Genomic DNA, 18,556 nt, shown 5'->3' with positions numbered 1-18,556 from the left:
GCTATATGTCTTCTATTAATGAGTCTTACACTGCTCGTAAATGCCTTGTTCTTTTAACACTTTAATAAGTGTTTCTCCCATAACAGATGGTGTTTCAGCTACTTGGATACCGCACTCATTCATTGTTTTAATTTTTTCAGACGCTGTCCCTTTACCACCTGAAATAATCGCACCAGCATGGCCCATACGTTTTCCTGGAGGCGCTGTTTGACCGCCAATGAAGCCGACAACAGGTTTTGTCATATTTGCTTTTACCCATTCTGCCGCTTCTTCTTCTGCTGTACCGCCGATTTCCCCAATCATAATTACTGCATACGTATCTTCATCTTCATTAAACGCTTTTAATACATCGATAAAGTTCGTGCCATTCACCGGGTCACCGCCGATACCAACAGCTGTTGATTGGCCAATTCCAGCTTCAGAAAGTTGGTGAACAGCTTCATATGTTAATGTACCAGAACGCGAAACTACACCTACATGACCTTTTTTGTGAATGTACCCTGGCATAATGCCAATTTTACATTCTTCCGGTGTAATAACACCTGGGCAGTTAGGCCCTACAAGACGCGTACGTTTTCCTTCCATATAACGCTTTACTTTTACCATATCTAATACTGGAATACCTTCTGTAATACAAATAACTAAATCTAAATCTGCGTCAACTGCTTCAATAATGGAGTCAGCTGCGAATGCTGGTGGAACATATACAACAGAAGCCGTTGCGCCTGTTTTTTCTTTCGCCTCGGCAACCGTATTAAATACCGGAACACCTTCTACTTCTAAGCCGCCTTTACCCGGCGTTACGCCACCAACAATTTTTGTTCCATATTCTAACATTTGCTGTGTATGAAAAAGGCCAACTCCGCCTGTAATTCCTTGTACAATTACTTTTGTATCTTGATTAATAAATACGCTCATTCCTATCCCCCAGCCTTTCTATTTCACTAGTGAAACGATTTTTTGTGCGCCGTCTGCCATAGATTCAGCAGCTGTGATATTTAAGCCTGATTTTTGTAAAATTTCTTTTCCAAGTTCAACGTTTGTTCCTTCTAAGCGAACAACTAATGGAAGGCTTAATCCAACTTGTTTCGTTGCTTCAACAACACCTGTTGCAATAACATCACATTTCATAATTCCGCCGAAAATATTAACGAAAATACCTTTTACATTTTGGTCAGATAAAATAATTTTAAATGCTTCTGTTACTTTTTCAGCAGTTGCGCCGCCCCCAACATCCAGGAAGTTAGCAGGGTCGCCTCCGTAATGCTTAATAATATCCATCGTTGCCATCGCTAAACCTGCACCGTTTACCATACAACCGATATTACCGTCTAGTGAAATGTAGCTTAAGTCGTATTTAGATGCTTCAATTTCTTTAGCATCTTCCTCTTCAAGGTCACGATATTCAAGAATATCTTTTTGGCGATACAGCGCATTTGAATCAAAGTTTAACTTCGCATCCAATGCCATAACGTCTCCGTCACCTGTTACAACTAGAGGGTTAATCTCTGCAATTGAGCAGTCTTTTTCAACAAATACTGTATATAAACCTGTCATGAATTTAACTGCTTTTCCAACTAATTCTTTTGGAATATTAATATTAAATGCAAGTCTGCGAGCTTGGAATGCTTGTAAACCAATCGCAGGATCTACATATTCTTTAAAGATTTTTTCAGGCGTTTTTTCCGCCACTTCTTCAATTTCAGTTCCACCTTCTTCAGAACCCATCAATACAACTTGAGACGTTGCACGATCAAGAACTAAACCGATGTAGTATTCTTTCTTAATATCGCATCCCTCTTCAACTAACAAGCGCTTAACTTCTTTTCCTTCAGGGCCTGTTTGGTGCGTTACGAGGGTCTTTCCTAAAATATCTTGTGCATATGTACGAACTTCATCTAAGTTTTTTGCTACTTTGACACCGCCCGCTTTACCGCGTCCACCAGCATGGATTTGTGCTTTCACCACTGATACTTGTGAACCTAATTCCTTTGCTGCTTCAACTGCTTCTTCAACAGTAAAAGCTACTCGACCGTTTGGTACTGCAACCCCATATTTTCTGAGTAGTTCTTTTCCTTGATACTCATGGATATTCATTTCCCATCCTCCTAACATAATCAACCACAAAACTATACTGCACAAAATAGACTGCGCTTTCATTGTATAAAAATAATTGTCTAATTGTCTACTATTCTAGTGAAAAATATTGAAATAATAAGAAAATTGATATTTTTATGGAGATAGTACTTAACCATACCTTATGAAGTAGATGAGGCTCTGCGGACGTTAAACGTGTGGTTGATCATGTAAATCAACCTTCATAACTAAAGCAGACTGAGAGGAAAATAATTTACGAATTTTTCCCGCTGCAATATCTCCGCTTACATAGGCTATATTCTTTTTAAGCCTAGAATCCCGCATTGAAACATGCGCTAAAAAGCAGAGATATGCTCGGGTATCATGTTCTAGTTTACTTGGTTTTTTATCGGTGCAAAAGATCGGCGGTGTTCTGGCAAAATTCCATATTGTTCGATTGCTTCTAAATGTTGTTTTGTTCCATATCCCATATGTTTTTCGAATCCGTATGCAGGATAGCGTTCACCAAGTTCTTTCATCATTCGATCTCGCGTCACTTTTGCAATAACAGAACTTGCAGCAATTGAAATGCTTGTAGCATCGCCTTTAATGATTGACTGCTGCGAAATAGGCACCGGCAGCTTCATCGCATCAATGAGCAGTTCATCAGGCTGAACTGCCAGCAGTTCAATGGCTTCAGTCATTGCCTTTTTTGTTGCTTCGTAAATATTAATAGAATCAATGACCTCTGCGTCTATAATCCCTATACCGATAGCGACAGCTTTTTTACAAATTTCTTCATAAAACGCTTCTCGCTTTGCTTCTGATAACTTCTTTGAATCCGTCAGACCAGGGAGAAAAAAATCGGGAGGCAAAATAACAGCAGCTGCTACTACCGGTCCTGCTAACGGTCCCCTTCCTACTTCGTCTACTCCGGCAATATAAGTTGCTCCTTGCCTATATAATTCATTTTCATATGCCATCATTTCATCAAACTGTTGCTTCAAGCGCTCAGCCGCTTCAAATTGCCTTTGTTTTTGAATAATAACCTGCTGCACACCTTTACGCTCATCTTGCGCATATGCCTTAAATAAAGCATCTTCCGGGCTTCTCACTTGCTTTAGTTCCTCTTTTATTTCCTTAATACTCTTTTTCATTAGCTCCACCTTCTTTATATCAACATTTTCACGCGGCACTTTCACATAAAAAACGCCTCATGCTGAAAAGGCAGAGGCGTTTTTTGCTTCAGTTCGCAATGTGTTGCTTACAGCTGTTGTTCAGCTTCACTTGGATCATCAAATGTAAAGGTGCCAATTTTATCCGTTCGAATTTCTCGAAGAACAAGCTCAGCTGTTTTATCGTAATCCACCATGCCGCCACCCATTAAACAGCCGCGGCGCGACCCAATTGCATCAAAAAGCTCTACAATGTCTTCAGGGATTTCATTTAAATCATAACGCTGCTTTAATTGTTCTGGGTAATGGCTAGTTAAGAAGCGCAGCGCATAAACAGCGACATCTTGCATATTTAAAATGGTATCTTTGATAGCACCCGTTGTCGCAAGCTTATATCCAACTGTTTCATCTTCAAACTTAGGCCACAAAATACCTGGCGTATCAAGCAGCTCTAGCTCGTTTCCTACCTTAATCCACTGCTGTGCCTGCGTCACACCTGGACGATCTCCCGTCTTGGCGATTTTTTTGCTGGCAAGGCGATTAATTAGCGTTGATTTACCGACGTTAGGAATCCCTACAATCATCGCACGGATAGCGCGGGGTTTTTTAACTCCTTTTGCGCGCATGCGGTCAAACTTCTCTTGAAGAAGTTCTTTAGAAGACGAAACAATTTGTTTCATTCCTTTACCTGCTTGTGCGTCAATAGCTAAGGCATAAATACCTTGTTCTTTGTAATAATCTAACCACTGCTGAGTGACGCGCGGATCCGCTTTGTCCACTTTATTCAACAATACGATTCTGGGCTTGTTCACAATAATCTCATCAATCATTGGATTTCGCGATGATTGCGGAATGCGTGCATCAACCAGTTCGTATACAATATCAATCAATTTTAGCTTTTCAGTTACTTGTCTTCTGGCCTTGGCCATATGGCCAGGAAACCATTGAATTGTCATATTTTACTCACCTTTTATATTTTACTTTGCAAAACGCGCTTCTTTAATCGGCCAGTATACGGCACTCGTTTTACCAAGCACCTTGTCCATGCTCACAAAGCCAATCTGACGGCTGTCTTTACTGTAGCGTCGATTGTCTCCCATCACGAACAAATAGCCTTCTGGCACGGTCTTTTTACCTGTTACATCTTCTAGTTTAAAATCTTCGGTTAAATTACCGTCAATCACTTCTTTTTTATACTGATCTAAATAGGGCTCTTTATAAGCTTTTCCATTTACATATAGCGTATCATTTCGATACTCAATATGATCACCCGGCAGTCCGATAATACGTTTTATGTAATCTTTTTCCGCTGTAGCATGAAAAACAATAATATCAAAGCGATCAGGATCACCAATCTTATAGGAGAACTTATTTACAATCATTCGATTTTGGTCATGCAGCGTAGGCATCATAGAAAGTCCATCTACTACAATCGGTGCAAACAAAAAATAGCGAATTACAACAGCTAACAGTACGGCAATGGCGATTGCTTTTATCCATTCCCACAGTTCATTTTTCTTTCGAGCCATCTTCAGTCCTCCAACTCTTATGTCATACCTTTATTTTAAACGATAATGTTTGAAACGCCTAATAAATAAATAGAATAAAAAAATGATGACTTGTACGTCTATTTTTCACTGTCAGAGAACGAATCGTTATAAAAAAACATTTGAAAAAAGGAGCTTGTATAAACAAGCTCCCCTTTACTATTATCGAATTTCTTTAATACGCGCAGCTTTACCACGTAATTCACGTAGGTAATAAAGTTTCGCACGGCGTACTTTACCGCGGCGCATTACTTCGATTTTTGCAATTTTTGGCGTATGAAGTGGGAATGTACGCTCTACACCTACACCGTAAGAAATCTTACGTACTGTAAATGTTTCGCTGATACCACCGCCACGACGCTTAATAACAACACCTTCAAATACCTGAACACGTTCACGAGTACCCTCAACGATATTTACGTGTACACGTACAGTATCACCAGGACGGAACGTAGGAAGATCTGTTTTTAATTGTTCTTTTGTAATCTCTTCGATTAATTTTTGCATCGCGTGTTTCAACTCCTTCCAACAGACGCTCATACCAATGCTTTTCAATCATTGCAGCGGAACATCGTTATAAGTGACCAGACATCTGCCCAAGCCACAAAATCTATCTTAGCACACTCTTATACCGTATGCAACAGAGTTTATGCATAAATTTTATGGATTTATGAAAGGTTGTTTTCCTCTTTTAATTGAGCTACTAGTTTCTTTTGCTCTTCCGTTAGCTCCATCTTTTCAAGCATATCCGGTCTTCGAAGCAACGTGCGCTTTAAAGACTCTTTTTGGCGCCACTGTTCAATTTTTTTATGATTTCCTGACATAAGTACTTCAGGAACTGTTAAGCCTCTAAAATCAGCAGGACGCGTATAGTGGGGGTGCTCTAGTAAACCTGTACTGTGTGAGTCTTGTACAGCTGAATGATTATTGCCAAGCACATCAGGAAGCAGGCGAACAACGCTATCGATCACAACCATTGCACCAAGCTCTCCTCCAGTTAATACATAGTCACCAATTGAAATTTCATCAGTTACCAGCTGCTCACGAATTCGTTCATCATATCCTTCGTAATGACCGCAAATAAAAATTAAATGCTCTTCTGCTGCTAGTTCTTCTGCTTTTGCCTGTGTATAGCGTTCGCCCTGCGGACAAAGCAAAACTACCCGGGGCTTCTTAGCTGTTTCAGTCAGCTTTTCTACAGCGTCAAAAATAGGCTGAGGTGTTAATACCATTCCAGCACCTCCGCCGTAAGGATAATCGTCCACATTTTGATGTTTGTTCGTAGAATATTCTCGGAAATTAACTACATTCAGTTCAACCGCATTTTTTTCCTGTGCTTTTTTCAAAATTGATTCACCAAAAACACCGTCAAACATAGAAGGAAATAGCGATAGTACATCAATTTTCATTAGTCCAATAACCCTTCCATTACTGTAATAACAATCTCTTTTTCCTCTATATCAATAGATTGTACAACGTCGTCGATGTAAGGAATAAGAACTTCTTTTCCGCCTTTTTTAACGACCCACACATCATTAGCTCCCGGCGTTAAAATTTCTTTGACCGTTCCTACCTCTACTCCGTCTTCTGTTTTTACTGTACAGCCAATAATTTCGTGGAAATAAAATTCACCGTCTTCTAAATCCGTTAGCTGCTCCTCAGGAATTTTCACTTCGCAGTTTTTGTACTGCTCAACATCATTTACGTTGTGATAGCCTTCGAATGTAAGCAGATCAAAATTTTTATGCCTGCGATGGCTTGCTACCGTTACTTCCACCGGCTCGCTTTGCTTTTCTTTGAAGATATAAAGTTTATTTCCTTTTTCATAGCGCTCATCAGCAAAATCCGTAGTTGATACAATACGAATTTCTCCTTTTACACCATGGGTATTCACAATTTTTCCAACCTTAAACCATTTCATGCTTCTTCACCTCTATCTAATCTCAACAACTTTGCTATCTTTTATAATAATTGTTTTACTTTCTTTTATCTTTTCCCAATCATCGCCGATTTTTACCTCTACTAAGGCATCCAGTTCCGTTTCAACGAGTTCGCTCCCTAAAGGAAGCTTTTCTAATTGCGTCAGCTGAAAGTTCAACACTTCAATTTTTTCAAGGCGAGCGGATTTTTCTTTTTCAAATTGACTATGTAATAAAGAAGAACCTTTATTGGCTTTTTCCATGTGCTTTAACTGAAATTTCAGCTGTTCCATTTCCTTTTCAAGCGCCTGCTTGCGGTTTATAAAACGATTTTCAAGATCTTGTTTGCTTGCTTCAGTTAACACTTGTTTCACAACCACTTTTTGAATAATGTTCAAAACGTTCCCTCCGCCCTCAAGATAGTGACCTTGTGCTTTTTACATGCATATTGAAATAGCTGCTTCTTGCTCGCAAAAGACTTACTGTGATCAAAACGTTCATCTTATCATAACATAAAAAAAGGGCGAGGTTATCCCTCTCCCTTTTTGATTACTCTTGAATTTTCACATACACTTTTTTACCTTGCTGTGATGCTGCTGCATTCACAACAGTTCGAATCGCTTTTGCAACGCGGCCTTGTTTGCCGATTACTTTGCCGACATCTTCTTGGTGAACAGTAAGGATGTAAGTCACTTGACGTTCATCTTCTTGTTCCTCCACTTTAACATCAGCTGGATAATCAACAAGCGGCTTTACAATTGTTTCGATTAGTGATGTCATCTCGAGTGAAATTATTTTCCTAATTTAGCATTATGGAATTTTTCCATGATGCCTTCGTTAGAGAAAAGGTTACGAACTGTATCAGATGGTTTAGCACCATTTTGTAACCATTTAAGAGCTAGCTCTTCATCGATTTTAACTTCAGCTGGTTGAACTACAGGATTGTAAGTTCCAACTACTTCGATGTAACGTCCATCACGTGGTGAACGAGAGTCTGCTGCTACGATACGATAGAAAGGAGATTTTTTAGCTCCCATACGTTTTAAACGAATTTTTACTGCCATTTTATAAAGCACCTCCGAATATGTTTCAACAAGATAATATAATATCAAATAGGTAAAATGTTTGTAAAGGTTTTTTTCTTAACACTAGAAAAATATTTTATTTTCTTTGGTTTTTTCAGTTCAAATCAAGCATTTTATCATGAAAAGAATGGAAGTTTCATACCCTTTTTCTTGCCTTTTGACATATTTGTCATTTGTTTCATCATTTTTTTCATGTCTTCAAATTGTTTAAGCAAACGGTTGACTTCTTGTACAGAACGTCCGCTTCCTTTTGCAATACGCTTTCTTCGACTTGAATTAATGATTTCAGGGTTTGTTTTTTCCGCTTTCGTCATCGAACGAATAATTGCTTCTACATGATTAATTTGCTTTTCATCAACCTGCAGGTTTTTGAGCCCCTTTACTTTATTGGCGCCCGGAAGCATACCAATTAGCTCATCAAGCGGTCCCATTTGACGCACCTGAGCAAGTTGATCTAAAAAGTCATCGAATGTAAATGACTGCGTGCGCAGCTTAGCTTCAAGCTCTTTTGCCTTTTCAGCATCTACATTTGCCTGAGCCTTTTCGATAAGCGTCAGCACATCACCCATACCTAAGATACGGGAAGCCATACGCTCTGGGTGGAATGCTTCAATAGCATCCATCTTTTCTCCAAGACCGACAAACTTAATTGGTGTATCAGTTACTGCACGAATAGAAAGCGCTGCACCACCGCGCGTATCGCCGTCTAGTTTCGTTAATACAACGCCAGTTAATCCTAATTGCTTATTAAAGCTATCCGCAACGTTTACTGCATCTTGACCCGTCATCGCATCGACAACAAGGAAAATTTCGTCTGGGTTAGAAAGCTCTTTGATCTGTTCTAACTCCTCCATTAGATTTTCATCAACATGCAAACGTCCCGCTGTATCAATTAATACATAATCGTGATGCTCTTCTTTCGCATGAGCAATAGCTTGTTTCGCAATCTCCACAGGACTTACTTGATCACCTAATGAAAAAACAGACATGCTAAGCTGTTTCCCTAGTGTTTCAAGCTGTTTAATAGCTGCCGGACGATAAATATCTGCTGCTACAAGCAATGGATTACGGTTATATTTTTTACGTAATAAATTGGCAAGTTTACCAGTTGTTGTTGTTTTACCTGCACCTTGAAGTCCAACCATCATAATTACAGTTGGAGCTTTTGGAGCTACTGCAATCTTGCTTTGCTCTCCGCCCATAAGTGCAGTTAATTCTTCTTGTACAACCTTAATAACTTGCTGTCCAGGCGTTAAGCTCTTAAGAACGTCTTGACCTACAGCACGTTCGCTTACGCGCTTAACAAAGTCTTTTACTACTTTAAAGTTTACATCGGCTTCTAAAAGGGCAAGTCTAACTTCACGCATCATTTCTTTAACATCAGCTTCGTTAACTTTTCCTTTTCCTTTTAACTTTTGCAGTGTGCTTTGCAAACGGTCGGCTAATCCTTCAAATGCCATATACGCCGCCCCCTAATCTAATTTCTCGAGCGAATCAAGAAGAGAAGAAAGCTTACTGTTCTTGTGTAAGTCGGCTGCAAGTTCGTCTTTCAGTTGTTGAACAATTGATTGACGCTCTTGAAACCGTTGAAATAACAATAGCTTTTCCTCATATTGTTCAAGCATTTGCTCTGTACGTTTTATATTATCATAAACTGCTTGACGACTCACATCAAATTCTTCCGCTATTTCACCGAGGGAATAATCATCCAAGTAATAAAGTGACATATAACTTCTTTGTTTGGGCGTCAACAGCGCCTGATAGAAGTCAAATAAGTAATTCATTCTTGTTGTTTTCTCGAGCATATGCACGCTCTTTTCAACCATCTGACCGCCCCCTTGTTAAGTGAAAAGCCTTTACATGTTATTAGTTTAACTAGGCGAGGTTTGAATGTCAAGTTTTTTCCTTAACACCTCACATTTTTCCACTTAAAAGAGATGGTAACATAACTAAATTACTTCAACTTAAAGACGACTAAATATGAAACCTGCGTCCACCCTACTAATAAAAAGATCCGAACGATTAATCGTTCGGATCTTCCTTCAACGAAGATACTTTTATCCCAGCCTCTTTTTAGATTACGCCTCTTTTTCTGTTTCTTCTTCTACAGCATTGGCAAATAACCCATAGATATATTGCTCCGTGTCAAACGGCTGAAGGTCGTCTACTTTTTCTCCAAGTCCAACGAATTTAACAGGAAGCTTCAGTTCGTTTCGAATGGCAAGAACAATCCCGCCTTTAGCCGTACCATCTAGTTTTGTTAACACAATTCCAGTCACGTTCGTTGCTTCTGAGAATGTTTTAGCCTGACTTAAAGCGTTTTGACCCGTCGTCGCATCAAGTACGAGAAGCACTTCATGCGGAGCACCAGGAATTTCTCGCTCAATAACACGCTTTACTTTCTCTAATTCTTTCATTAAATTCACTTTGTTTTGAAGGCGACCTGCTGTATCACATAATAAAACATCTGCTTTTCGAGCCTTGGCTGACTGAACAGCGTCATACATGACAGCGGCAGGGTCAGAGCCTGCAGATTGCTTAATAACATCAACACCAACGCGTTCTCCCCATACTTCTAACTGCTCAATCGCACCGGCACGGAACGTATCTCCTGCCGCCATTACGACTTTTTTGCCTTCTTGTTTGAATTTATGTGCAATTTTCCCAATTGTTGTTGTTTTCCCAACGCCGTTTACCCCTACAAACAAAATAACCGTTAAATCATTTTGCTGCATATTTAATTCACCAATCTGCTCTTCACCAGATTCATAAATATCAATTAATTTCTCAGAGATGACAGCCTGTACATCTTGAGGGTCCTTAATATTACGGCGTTTCACTTCCGATTTTAAGTCATCAATTAAATCCAACACGGTAGCCACACCGACATCAGCGCTAATTAAAATTTCCTCTAATTCTTCAAAAAACTCTTCGTCTACTTGACGATAGCGAGACACTAGATCATTCACACGTTCCGAAAAAGAATTGCGTGTTTTTGATAGTCCATCTTTAAATTTTTGTGTAACAGAATCCGTTTGCATTGTAATTTTTTCTTTTAATTTCTTAAAAAAGCTCATTCGTACCACCCTTTCATTCTATGAGTTAAACATATTGCTTTGATTCTTCTAAACGAACAGAGACTAATTTCGATACGCCAGATTCTTGCATTGTCACACCGTACAGTACGTCAGCTTCTTCCATTGTACCTTTTCGGTGAGTAATAACAATGAACTGTGTTTGATTACTAAATTTGCGTAAATACGTAGCGAAGCGATGAACGTTCGCTTCATCAAGCGCCGCTTCCACTTCATCTAGCACACAAAACGGCACCGGACGTACTTTCAAAATAGAAAACAGGAGGGCAATGGCTGTTAACGAACGCTCGCCGCCTGACAGCAACCCTAGATTCTGCAGTTTTTTCCCAGGAGGCTGGGCAACAATTTCCACCCCTGTATTTAATAAATCTTTCGGATCCGTTAATTTCAAATCCGCTTTTCCTCCTCCGAATAGTGAAGAGAACACTGTACCAAATTCATTGCGGATACGAGAGAACGTATCAGAAAAACGTTTCTTCATTTCCTCGTCCATTTCTTCAATCACTTGATACAGGGTATTTTTCGCTTCGTCGAGGTCAGCTCGCTGCGTATTTAAAAATTCATAGCGTTCTGAAACGCGTTCGTATTGTTCGATAGAACCTAAGTTTACGGTTCCTAATTCATCAATTGCCAGCTTAATGAGCTTGATTTTTTTCCTTGCTTCTTGAATATCTAATGTTAAAGGATACTTTTCTTTTGCTGCTTCAAAGCTAATTTCGTACTCTTCTGTCAGCTGCTGGAGACGGCTGTCTAGCTCTACGTCAATTCGATTGATTTTGACTTCTTCATCTTTTAAAGCATCTGTAATTTGTTTGTACTGACGCTGGAGCTCTTTTACAACCCTTTCTTCGTCTTCAAGCTTATTCTGGGCTTTCAACCGCTCTGATCTGCAGTCATCCATTAATTGTAACGTTTCTGTCTTTTCTTTTATTCGCTCATGCGCCGCTTCTTCGAGCTGAAGTTCACCCGAGTCGTTGCTCGTGATTTCACTCGTTAAAAGAGAAAGATCATCTGTAGCTTCAGACAAACGCTGAATGGTTTGATCAAGCTCAAAGCACACTCTTTCGTATTTTTCTTGCTGATTTGTGAGGAACTGTTCTTTTTTCGCAAGAAGCACTTTTACTTCTGTAAGCTCATGTTGAACCGTTTCTTTAGACGTTTGCTGTGTATGCTTGCGTGCAGCTAACTCTTCAATGTTTTTCTCTAATACATTTGCCTGCTGCTGATTTCCCTGCAAACTCGTATGCAGCTCATCAATTCGAGCGGACAAGCTTGTTTGATCTTGTCTAAAGCTAGCAATATCATGATCATACATGGTTAAGCGGTCATTCACTGCTTTTTCTTCGATGTCAATTTGCTTTACTTCTCGGTCAGATTCCTGCTCTTTGTCTTTCAAGCGTTCCACAAATGCCTGCTGTTTATTAATTTCCTGTTGAAGCTCTTCAATCTGTGACTTTTTATCTTTCACATCTTGCTCGAGCACAAGCGTCTTTTGTTCCATCTCTTCTATTTTTGCCGTAATGGCTTCCACTTCACGCTGACGGCCTAACAAAGAGTTGGACTTTTGCTTCATTGAACCGCCTGTCATCGAACCACCGGGGTTGACCACATCCCCTTTAACGGTCACAAAACGATAGCGATGCTGCACAAGACGGGCAAGTTCATTCGCGCCTTTTAAATCATTGACAACAATAACGGTTCCAAGCAAATTTTTAATAACTCGGTCGTAAGTAGCTTCGTATTTAACAAGAGATGAAGCGATTCCTACATACGCTTCGTGACTCTCTAGCATAGAAATAGTTTGAGCCGGAACATAACGGTCTTTTACAGACGTCAGTGGTAAAAATGTAGCTCTTCCGTAACCGTTTTGTTTCAAAAAGCCAATTGCCTGACGGGCACTTTGTTCGTCTTGAACGACAATGTGCTGAGCTGCTCCTCCAAGCGCAATTTCAAGCGCTGTTTCATACTCTTTTGGGACATTAATTAGCTCAGCAATGGCACCTTTAATACCTGCAAGCTTCCCATCACGCGCTTTTAGTACTTCTTTTACACCGTGAAAATAACCTTCATAGTCTTCTTGCATCTCTTCAAGCATTTCTTTTCGTGATTTTGTCTGTTGCACGTACTGATAAGCTTGATAAAGCGTAGACTCTTGTTTACGATAGGCTTGCCTTAATGACTCAAGCTTCTCTCCTTGCTGCTTATACACTTGTACAGCCTGCTGAAGCTCTTGACGAAACTGAGCGAGCCTTTTGATCGCCGCTTCTTTTCGCTGCGTTAATTCACGGCGCTGTTGAACGTATTGCTCGTTGGATTTTGTTAAGCGCTGCTCTTTTTCAAACGTTTGCATTTTTTGCTGCTCTAAAAATGAAATTTCATTTCGAGCGGATGTTTGAGCGTTCGCTAATTCAAAATATTCGCTTTTCATCTGTTCAAGTTTTTCTTCTAGATTCTCACTGTACTGCCTGAACAACTGTTCCTGCTCAGTAAGCTTCAGACGTATCTCTTGCACTTCTTTTTGAGATTGCTCAAGATCTTTTCCTTCGCTGTCTTTTGCTTTACTTAGCTCTTGATGCTTATGAGTATACTCTTTTACTAAACGTTCCAGCTGCTCTTTATTTTGAAAAGCATTTTTCTTACGCTCTTTTAATACTTCTTTTTTGCCTTCTAGCTTTTCTACTTCTTCACTTACATATAGTAGTTTTTTATGTAAAGAGTCTAGCTGTTCATCGATTTGCTGAATATGCGAACGAAGGGTCTGAATTTCTCCTTCACGCGTGCGAATATTGGTCGCGAGAGATTCTTCAAGCTGCTCGTGCTGAGCCATTTCAGCTTTTAATTTTTCCCATTTCTGATGAAGATCTTCAACTTCAAATACCGTAACAGCCACATCAATGTGCTCTAATTCTTCTTTTTTCTGCAAATAATCTTTTGCAATAGACGATTGAATCTGTAAAGGCTCTAACTGACCTTCAATTTCATGAAGAATATCTACTACTCGATTTAAATTTTCTTGCGTTTCGAGAAGCCGAAGCTCCGCTTTTCGTTTACGCGTTTTGTATTTTAATACACCTGCTGCTTCTTCAAAAATTTTACGGCGCTCGTCAGATTTACTGCTTAGTACTTCTTCTACTTTTCCTTGACTGATAATCGAAAAAGCTTCTCTTCCAAGTCCTGAGTCCATAAATAAATCGACAATATCTTTTAAACGGCACGGCTGGTTGTTAATAAAAAATTCACTGTCTCCTGAGCGGTACACGCGCCTTGTAATACTAACTTCATGATAATCAAGCGGGAGAAACTGGTCATCATTTTCCAAAGTCAGCGTTACGTCAGCCACGTTTACCGCACGGCGTGATTCGCTTCCTGCAAAAATAATGTCCTCCATTTTCCCTCCACGAAGCGATTTGGCTGACTGTTCTCCAAGCACCCAGCGTATAGCATCCGTAATGTTGCTTTTTCCGCTCCCATTCGGTCCTACTACCGCCGTTACACCTGGCACAAAATCTATCGATACTTTTTCTGCAAACGATTTGAACCCTGCAATATCTAATCGTTTGAGGAACATAGAAATCCCCCCTCACACATGTAATCTTTTCATAGCAAATCCCCCTTTATAACGAATGCGTTAAGAGGGGGATCATTTTATTTCGTTTGACTTGCTCTAATTTTCGTAATAGCTACTTGAGCTGCTTTTTGCTCTGCTTCTTTTTTCGAACGGCCTACACCAACGCCGAGCTCTTCACCATTTAACGATACGCGAGATAAGAATTCGCGATTATGCGCTGGACCTTTTTCTTGCAAAACTTTGTATTCTAATTGTCCAACTCCATCACGTTGAATCACTTCTTGAAGCTGGCTTTTGAAATCCATCACATGAGAAAAAGCACCTTCATTAATTTTTGGAAAGACAACTTTTTTTAGAATCGTTACTACCGTATCAAGCCCTTGGTCTAAATAAAGAGCTCCGATAAATGCTTCAAACACATCGGCCAGTAAAGCCGGTCTAGATCGGCCGCCCGTCATCTCTTCACCTTTTCCAAGTAACACTAGTTTACCAAAATCCATTTCATTTGCAAAAGTAACAAGCGACGGTTCACACACAACTGCTGCACGAAGCTTCGTTAACTCACCTTCACTCATCGTTGGATACTTTTTAAATAAAAATTGTGATACGGTTAGCTCTAATACGGCATCTCCTAAAAACTCAAGACGCTCGTTGTCTTCATACGGTCTTCTGCGATGCTCATTCACATAGGATGAATGTGTAAATGCTTGAAAAAGAAGCGCTTCATTTGTAAAATGAATACCAATTTCCTTTTGAAACTCGGCAAAATTTTGCTTGAATTTCACGTTCATCTTTCGATCTCGATTTGAATATTGTTTAGGCATAAAATACCTCCGCTTACCTGCTTCAATTGTTTCGTAGTTTTTCCCTACCATCTCTCATTATAAAACGAGGTATCCTAAAAGATACACTACCTTTTCAAAAAAAAGAGGTCTTTTTTTGAAATTCTTAAAAAGAAGAGAAAGCCCCGCTGTTTAACGGGGCTTTTCATACATATACTACAGATTAAATTTGGCTCTGTATGTAATTAACTGCATCTCCTACAGTTGAAATTTTTTCAGCTTCTTCGTCAGAAATTTCGATATCGAATTCCTCTTCAAGCTCCATTACAAATTCAACTACGTCTAGAGAGTCAGCACCTAAGTCTTCTTTGAAACTAGATTCTAGTTTCACTTCACTTTTGTCTACACCAAGACGATCAACAATGATTGTTGTTACGCGTTCTAGTACCTCTGCCATTGTTCTTCACCTCCCCTCAAGTCATTATAGATGATTTCCATCTAAAATACTATGGTTGAATAATAAAGTTTATCGGTCGCCTAGTAAACGTCCCTTTGTACTTTATCACCAAATTGCACTTTTCGTAAAGTGCCTTTTTTACATCACCATTCCGCCGTCAACGTGAATCGTTTGACCGGTAATATAACGGCTTGCATCTGATGCTAAAAACGCAACTGCGTTCGCAACATCCTCAGGCTGGCCAAAACTTGCAAGAGGAATTTGCTTTAACATTTCCGCCTGAACTTCTTCATTCAATTTATCCGTCATGTCTGTTGCAATGAAACCAGGAGCAACTGCATTCACTGTAATATTGCGGCTTGCTAATTCTTTGGCAGTTGTTTTTGTTAAACCAATCACGCCTGATTTTGCTGCTACATAATTTGCTTGTCCAGCATTACCGCTGACGCCGACAATTGATGAAATGTTAATGATGCGTCCTGCGCGCTGCTTCATCATTTGACGAGTAACCGCTTTTGTACACAAAAACACGCCTTTTAAGTTTGTATTAATAACATCATCCCATTCGTCTTCTTTCATACGCATAAGAAGATTATCACGTGTGATGCCCGCGTTGTTTACTAAAATATCTACTGAACCAAATGTAGAAATCGCTTCTTTTATCATTGCTTGTACAGAATCACTTTCTGCCACATTTGCTTGTACAGCAATTGCATCCGTTCCTAGTCCTTTAATTTCATCCACAACTTCAAGAGCTTTCGCTTCGCTTCCAGAATAGTTTACAACTACTTTAGCACCAAGCTTTCCCAGCTCAATTGCAACGGCACGACCAATTCCGCGAGAAGCGCCTGTTACAACTGCAACTTTCCCTTGTAACATGTTATTCTCCCCCTTTTAGTGCGTCAATCGTTGATTTTAATGATGTAAGATCATTAACAGCGTAAACAGCCGCACGGCGATTTACTTTTTTCACAAGACCTGATAATACTTTTCCTGGTCCAATTTCAACAAATGTATCTACACCTTCTGCAAGAAGTGTCTCAACTGTTTCTTCCCATCTCACTGGAGAATACAGTTGTTCCACTAGCTTGTTTTGAATATCTTGACTGTCAGTAACCGGCTTTGCTGTTACGTTTGCTATGACTGGAACTTTCGCATCGCTAAAGCCCACTGTTTCTAGCGTATCACGTAATTTTTCAGCAGCTGGCTTCATTAAACTAGAGTGAAACGGACCGCTTACCACTAAAGGAATCACGCGTTTTGCACCTTTTTCTTTGGCAAGAGCTCCTGCTTTTTCTACGCCATTTACCGTACCTGAAATAACAATTTGACCCGGACAGTTAATATTTGCAAGCTGAACAGTGTCGCCTTCGTTTGTAATTTGAGCGGTAACGGCTTCTAGATCTTCCGCAGACATGCCAAGCACTGCTGCCATTGTACCTTGACCTGCTGGTACAGCTTCGTCCATATAGCGACCTCTTTTGTGAACAGCCACAACAGCATCTTTAAACGATAAAACCTCAGCAGCCACAAGCGCACTGTATTCTCCTAGACTGTGACCCGCAACAAAATCGGGTGTAATTCCGCTCGTTTTAAACGCTTCAAGCAGCATTGCACTCGTTGTTAAAAGAGCAGGTTGAGCGTGATAAGTTAAAGTCAATTCTTCTTGAGGCCCTTCAAAAATAATGTTTGAAAGACTGAACCCTAAAGCTTCGTCAGCTGTATCAATCAGCTTTTTTGCTTCCTCTGTTTCATCATATAAATCTTTTCCCATACCAACAGTTTGTGACCCTTGGCCTGGAAAGATAAAAGCAATTTTCCCCATTTCTTATCTCTCCTTTTCTTCATTAGCAGTTTGTTCGATTGCTTTTTGAATAGTGGAAGACACATTGTTTTCCACCATATTCACAGCTTGCTTAATCGCGCTAAATACTGCATTCGCATCCGACGAACCGTGCGCTTTGATAACAGGCGCATGCAATCCAAACAGCCCTGCTCCTCCATATTCACTGTAATCCATTTTCGCTTTTAAACCCTGCAGCTGAGGCTTGAGTACCGCTGCGGCTAACTTGCTTTTTAACGTGCTCATTAATTCTTGTTTAATCATTGAAAACAAGGAAAGCGCCGTTCCCTCAATGCTCTTAAGAGTCATATTTCCTGTAAAACCATCTGTTACAACCACATCGGCTACGCCGTTTAGCAAATCACGAGATTCTACGTTGCCTACAAAATTGAGATCAGCGTTTTTTAGTAGCTGAAAAGCTTGTTTGGTTAAGTCATTTCCTTTTTTATCTTCAGTTCCAATGTTCAACAGTCCCACTCTAGGAGCTTTAATGCCGCGTACTTTTTCGGCATACACCGACCCCATCACAGCGTACTGGAGCAAATGTTCAGGCTTGGCATCAACATTTGCACCAACATCTAGCATTAAAAAGCCTTTTCCATCTAGTGTCGGAAGCGTCGGAGCAAGTGCTGGGCGTTCAATGCCTTTGATGCGACCTACAATAAAAAGTCCCGCTGTCATTAACGCACCTGTATTTCCTGCTGAAATACAAGCATCGGCACGACCTTCGGCTACTTCATTTGCCATTAATACCATAGATGCTTGTTTTTTACGACGCACAGCTCGCACTGGCTCGTCAGTTGCATCAATGGTTTCTTCTGTATGAATAATCGAAATACGATCTGAATTCGTTAAATACTTTTTTATTTCTGATTCGTTTCCAATTAACGTAATATGTAATTCTTTAAATTGAGCAGTAGCTTTTTCTACACCTTCAATAATGGCTTTCGGTGCATGATCTCCGCCCATTGCATCAATAGCTAGTTTCATGTTGGGTCTCATCCTTTTT

20 protein-coding genes are annotated in these 18,556 nt (G+C 39.9%); all 20 read right to left on the bottom strand.

Features of this window, described 5'->3' with window-relative positions:
* Window positions 1–15: 15 nt before the first annotated feature.
* The 20 genes from sucD to plsX all read right to left on the bottom strand — a co-directional run bounded on the left by sucD (window position 16) and on the right by plsX (window position 18,537).
* Window positions 16–918 carry a succinate--CoA ligase subunit alpha gene (gene sucD, locus ACH0CI_RS03490; RefSeq protein ID WP_013058889.1) on the bottom strand — a complete coding sequence of 301 codons (903 nt, stop codon included), beginning with the start codon at window positions 916–918 and terminating at the stop codon, window positions 16–18.
* A gap of 18 nt (window positions 919–936) precedes the next feature.
* Window positions 937–2,097 (bottom strand): ADP-forming succinate--CoA ligase subunit beta, encoded by a 1,161-nt coding sequence (sucC, locus tag ACH0CI_RS03485; protein WP_013058890.1) that lies wholly within the window; start codon window positions 2,095–2,097, stop codon window positions 937–939.
* 368 nt (window positions 2,098–2,465) lie between these two features.
* Complete coding sequence (locus tag ACH0CI_RS03480) at window positions 2,466–3,233, bottom strand: ribonuclease HII (RefSeq protein ID WP_033579775.1); 768 nt, start codon at window positions 3,231–3,233, stop codon at window positions 2,466–2,468.
* A 107-nt stretch (window positions 3,234–3,340) separates the two neighbouring features.
* Complete coding sequence (gene ylqF / locus ACH0CI_RS03475; RefSeq protein ID WP_025750333.1) at window positions 3,341–4,207, bottom strand: ribosome biogenesis GTPase YlqF; 867 nt, start codon at window positions 4,205–4,207, stop codon at window positions 3,341–3,343.
* A gap of 21 nt (window positions 4,208–4,228) precedes the next feature.
* Entirely contained in the window at window positions 4,229–4,780 is a 552-nt protein-coding gene (gene lepB, locus ACH0CI_RS03470) for a signal peptidase I (RefSeq protein ID WP_013058893.1), read from the bottom strand.
* Between the two features lie 180 nt (window positions 4,781–4,960).
* A complete protein-coding gene (gene rplS / locus ACH0CI_RS03465; protein WP_013084808.1) occupies window positions 4,961–5,305 on the bottom strand; it encodes a 50S ribosomal protein L19 in 345 nt (114 codons plus the stop codon).
* Between the two features lie 161 nt (window positions 5,306–5,466).
* Entirely contained in the window at window positions 5,467–6,207 is a 741-nt protein-coding gene (gene trmD / locus ACH0CI_RS03460) for a tRNA (guanosine(37)-N1)-methyltransferase TrmD (RefSeq protein WP_014458419.1), read from the bottom strand.
* Window positions 6,207–6,719, bottom strand: a complete 513-nt coding sequence (gene rimM / locus ACH0CI_RS03455) for a ribosome maturation factor RimM (protein ID WP_028411442.1) — start codon at window positions 6,717–6,719, stop codon at window positions 6,207–6,209. Before rimM ends, trmD begins: the two co-directional genes overlap by 1 nt.
* A gap of 12 nt (window positions 6,720–6,731) precedes the next feature.
* Window positions 6,732–7,115, bottom strand: a complete 384-nt coding sequence (locus ACH0CI_RS03450; RefSeq protein WP_013058897.1) for a YlqD family protein — start codon at window positions 7,113–7,115, stop codon at window positions 6,732–6,734.
* A 151-nt stretch (window positions 7,116–7,266) separates the two neighbouring features.
* Window positions 7,267–7,497: a KH domain-containing protein gene (locus tag ACH0CI_RS03445; RefSeq protein WP_013058898.1), complete on the bottom strand. Its 231-nt coding sequence runs from the start codon at window positions 7,495–7,497 to the stop codon at window positions 7,267–7,269.
* Between the two features lie 11 nt (window positions 7,498–7,508).
* Window positions 7,509–7,781 (bottom strand): 30S ribosomal protein S16, encoded by a 273-nt coding sequence (rpsP, locus tag ACH0CI_RS03440; protein WP_013058899.1) that lies wholly within the window; start codon window positions 7,779–7,781, stop codon window positions 7,509–7,511.
* A gap of 137 nt (window positions 7,782–7,918) precedes the next feature.
* Window positions 7,919–9,262: a signal recognition particle protein gene (ffh, locus tag ACH0CI_RS03435; RefSeq protein WP_028411443.1), complete on the bottom strand. Its 1,344-nt coding sequence runs from the start codon at window positions 9,260–9,262 to the stop codon at window positions 7,919–7,921.
* 12 nt (window positions 9,263–9,274) lie between these two features.
* The gene (locus ACH0CI_RS03430) at window positions 9,275–9,607 is read right to left on the bottom strand and encodes a putative DNA-binding protein (RefSeq protein ID WP_025750337.1); all 333 of its coding nucleotides are present in this window, start codon (window positions 9,605–9,607) and stop codon (window positions 9,275–9,277) included.
* 273 nt (window positions 9,608–9,880) lie between these two features.
* Window positions 9,881–10,879, bottom strand: a complete 999-nt coding sequence (gene ftsY / locus ACH0CI_RS03425; RefSeq protein ID WP_013058902.1) for a signal recognition particle-docking protein FtsY — start codon at window positions 10,877–10,879, stop codon at window positions 9,881–9,883.
* A gap of 25 nt (window positions 10,880–10,904) precedes the next feature.
* Complete coding sequence (gene smc / locus ACH0CI_RS03420; RefSeq protein ID WP_028411444.1) at window positions 10,905–14,465, bottom strand: chromosome segregation protein SMC; 3,561 nt, start codon at window positions 14,463–14,465, stop codon at window positions 10,905–10,907.
* A gap of 77 nt (window positions 14,466–14,542) precedes the next feature.
* Window positions 14,543–15,289 (bottom strand): ribonuclease III, encoded by a 747-nt coding sequence (gene rnc, locus ACH0CI_RS03415; protein WP_406900869.1) that lies wholly within the window; start codon window positions 15,287–15,289, stop codon window positions 14,543–14,545.
* Between the two features lie 181 nt (window positions 15,290–15,470).
* On the bottom strand, window positions 15,471–15,704 hold the full coding sequence (gene acpP, locus ACH0CI_RS03410; protein WP_013058905.1) for an acyl carrier protein: 234 nt from the start codon (window positions 15,702–15,704) through the stop codon (window positions 15,471–15,473).
* Window positions 15,705–15,842: 138 nt separating this feature from the next.
* On the bottom strand, window positions 15,843–16,583 hold the full coding sequence (gene fabG / locus ACH0CI_RS03405) for a 3-oxoacyl-[acyl-carrier-protein] reductase (protein ID WP_013058906.1): 741 nt from the start codon (window positions 16,581–16,583) through the stop codon (window positions 15,843–15,845).
* 1 nt (window position 16,584) lies between these two features.
* The gene (gene fabD, locus ACH0CI_RS03400) at window positions 16,585–17,529 is read right to left on the bottom strand and encodes an ACP S-malonyltransferase (protein ID WP_406900868.1); all 945 of its coding nucleotides are present in this window, start codon (window positions 17,527–17,529) and stop codon (window positions 16,585–16,587) included.
* 3 nt (window positions 17,530–17,532) lie between these two features.
* Window positions 17,533–18,537: a phosphate acyltransferase PlsX gene (plsX, locus tag ACH0CI_RS03395; RefSeq protein ID WP_406900867.1), complete on the bottom strand. Its 1,005-nt coding sequence runs from the start codon at window positions 18,535–18,537 to the stop codon at window positions 17,533–17,535.
* Between the last annotated feature and the right edge of the window lie 19 nt (window positions 18,538–18,556).

The organism is Priestia sp. 179-F W1.4 NHS (assembly GCF_045369295.1).
GTDB lineage: Bacteria > Bacillota > Bacilli > Bacillales > Bacillaceae_H > Priestia > Priestia zanthoxyli.
Note: the sequence above shows the minus strand (reverse complement) of the source record. Positions and strands in the feature narration are given on the sequence as shown.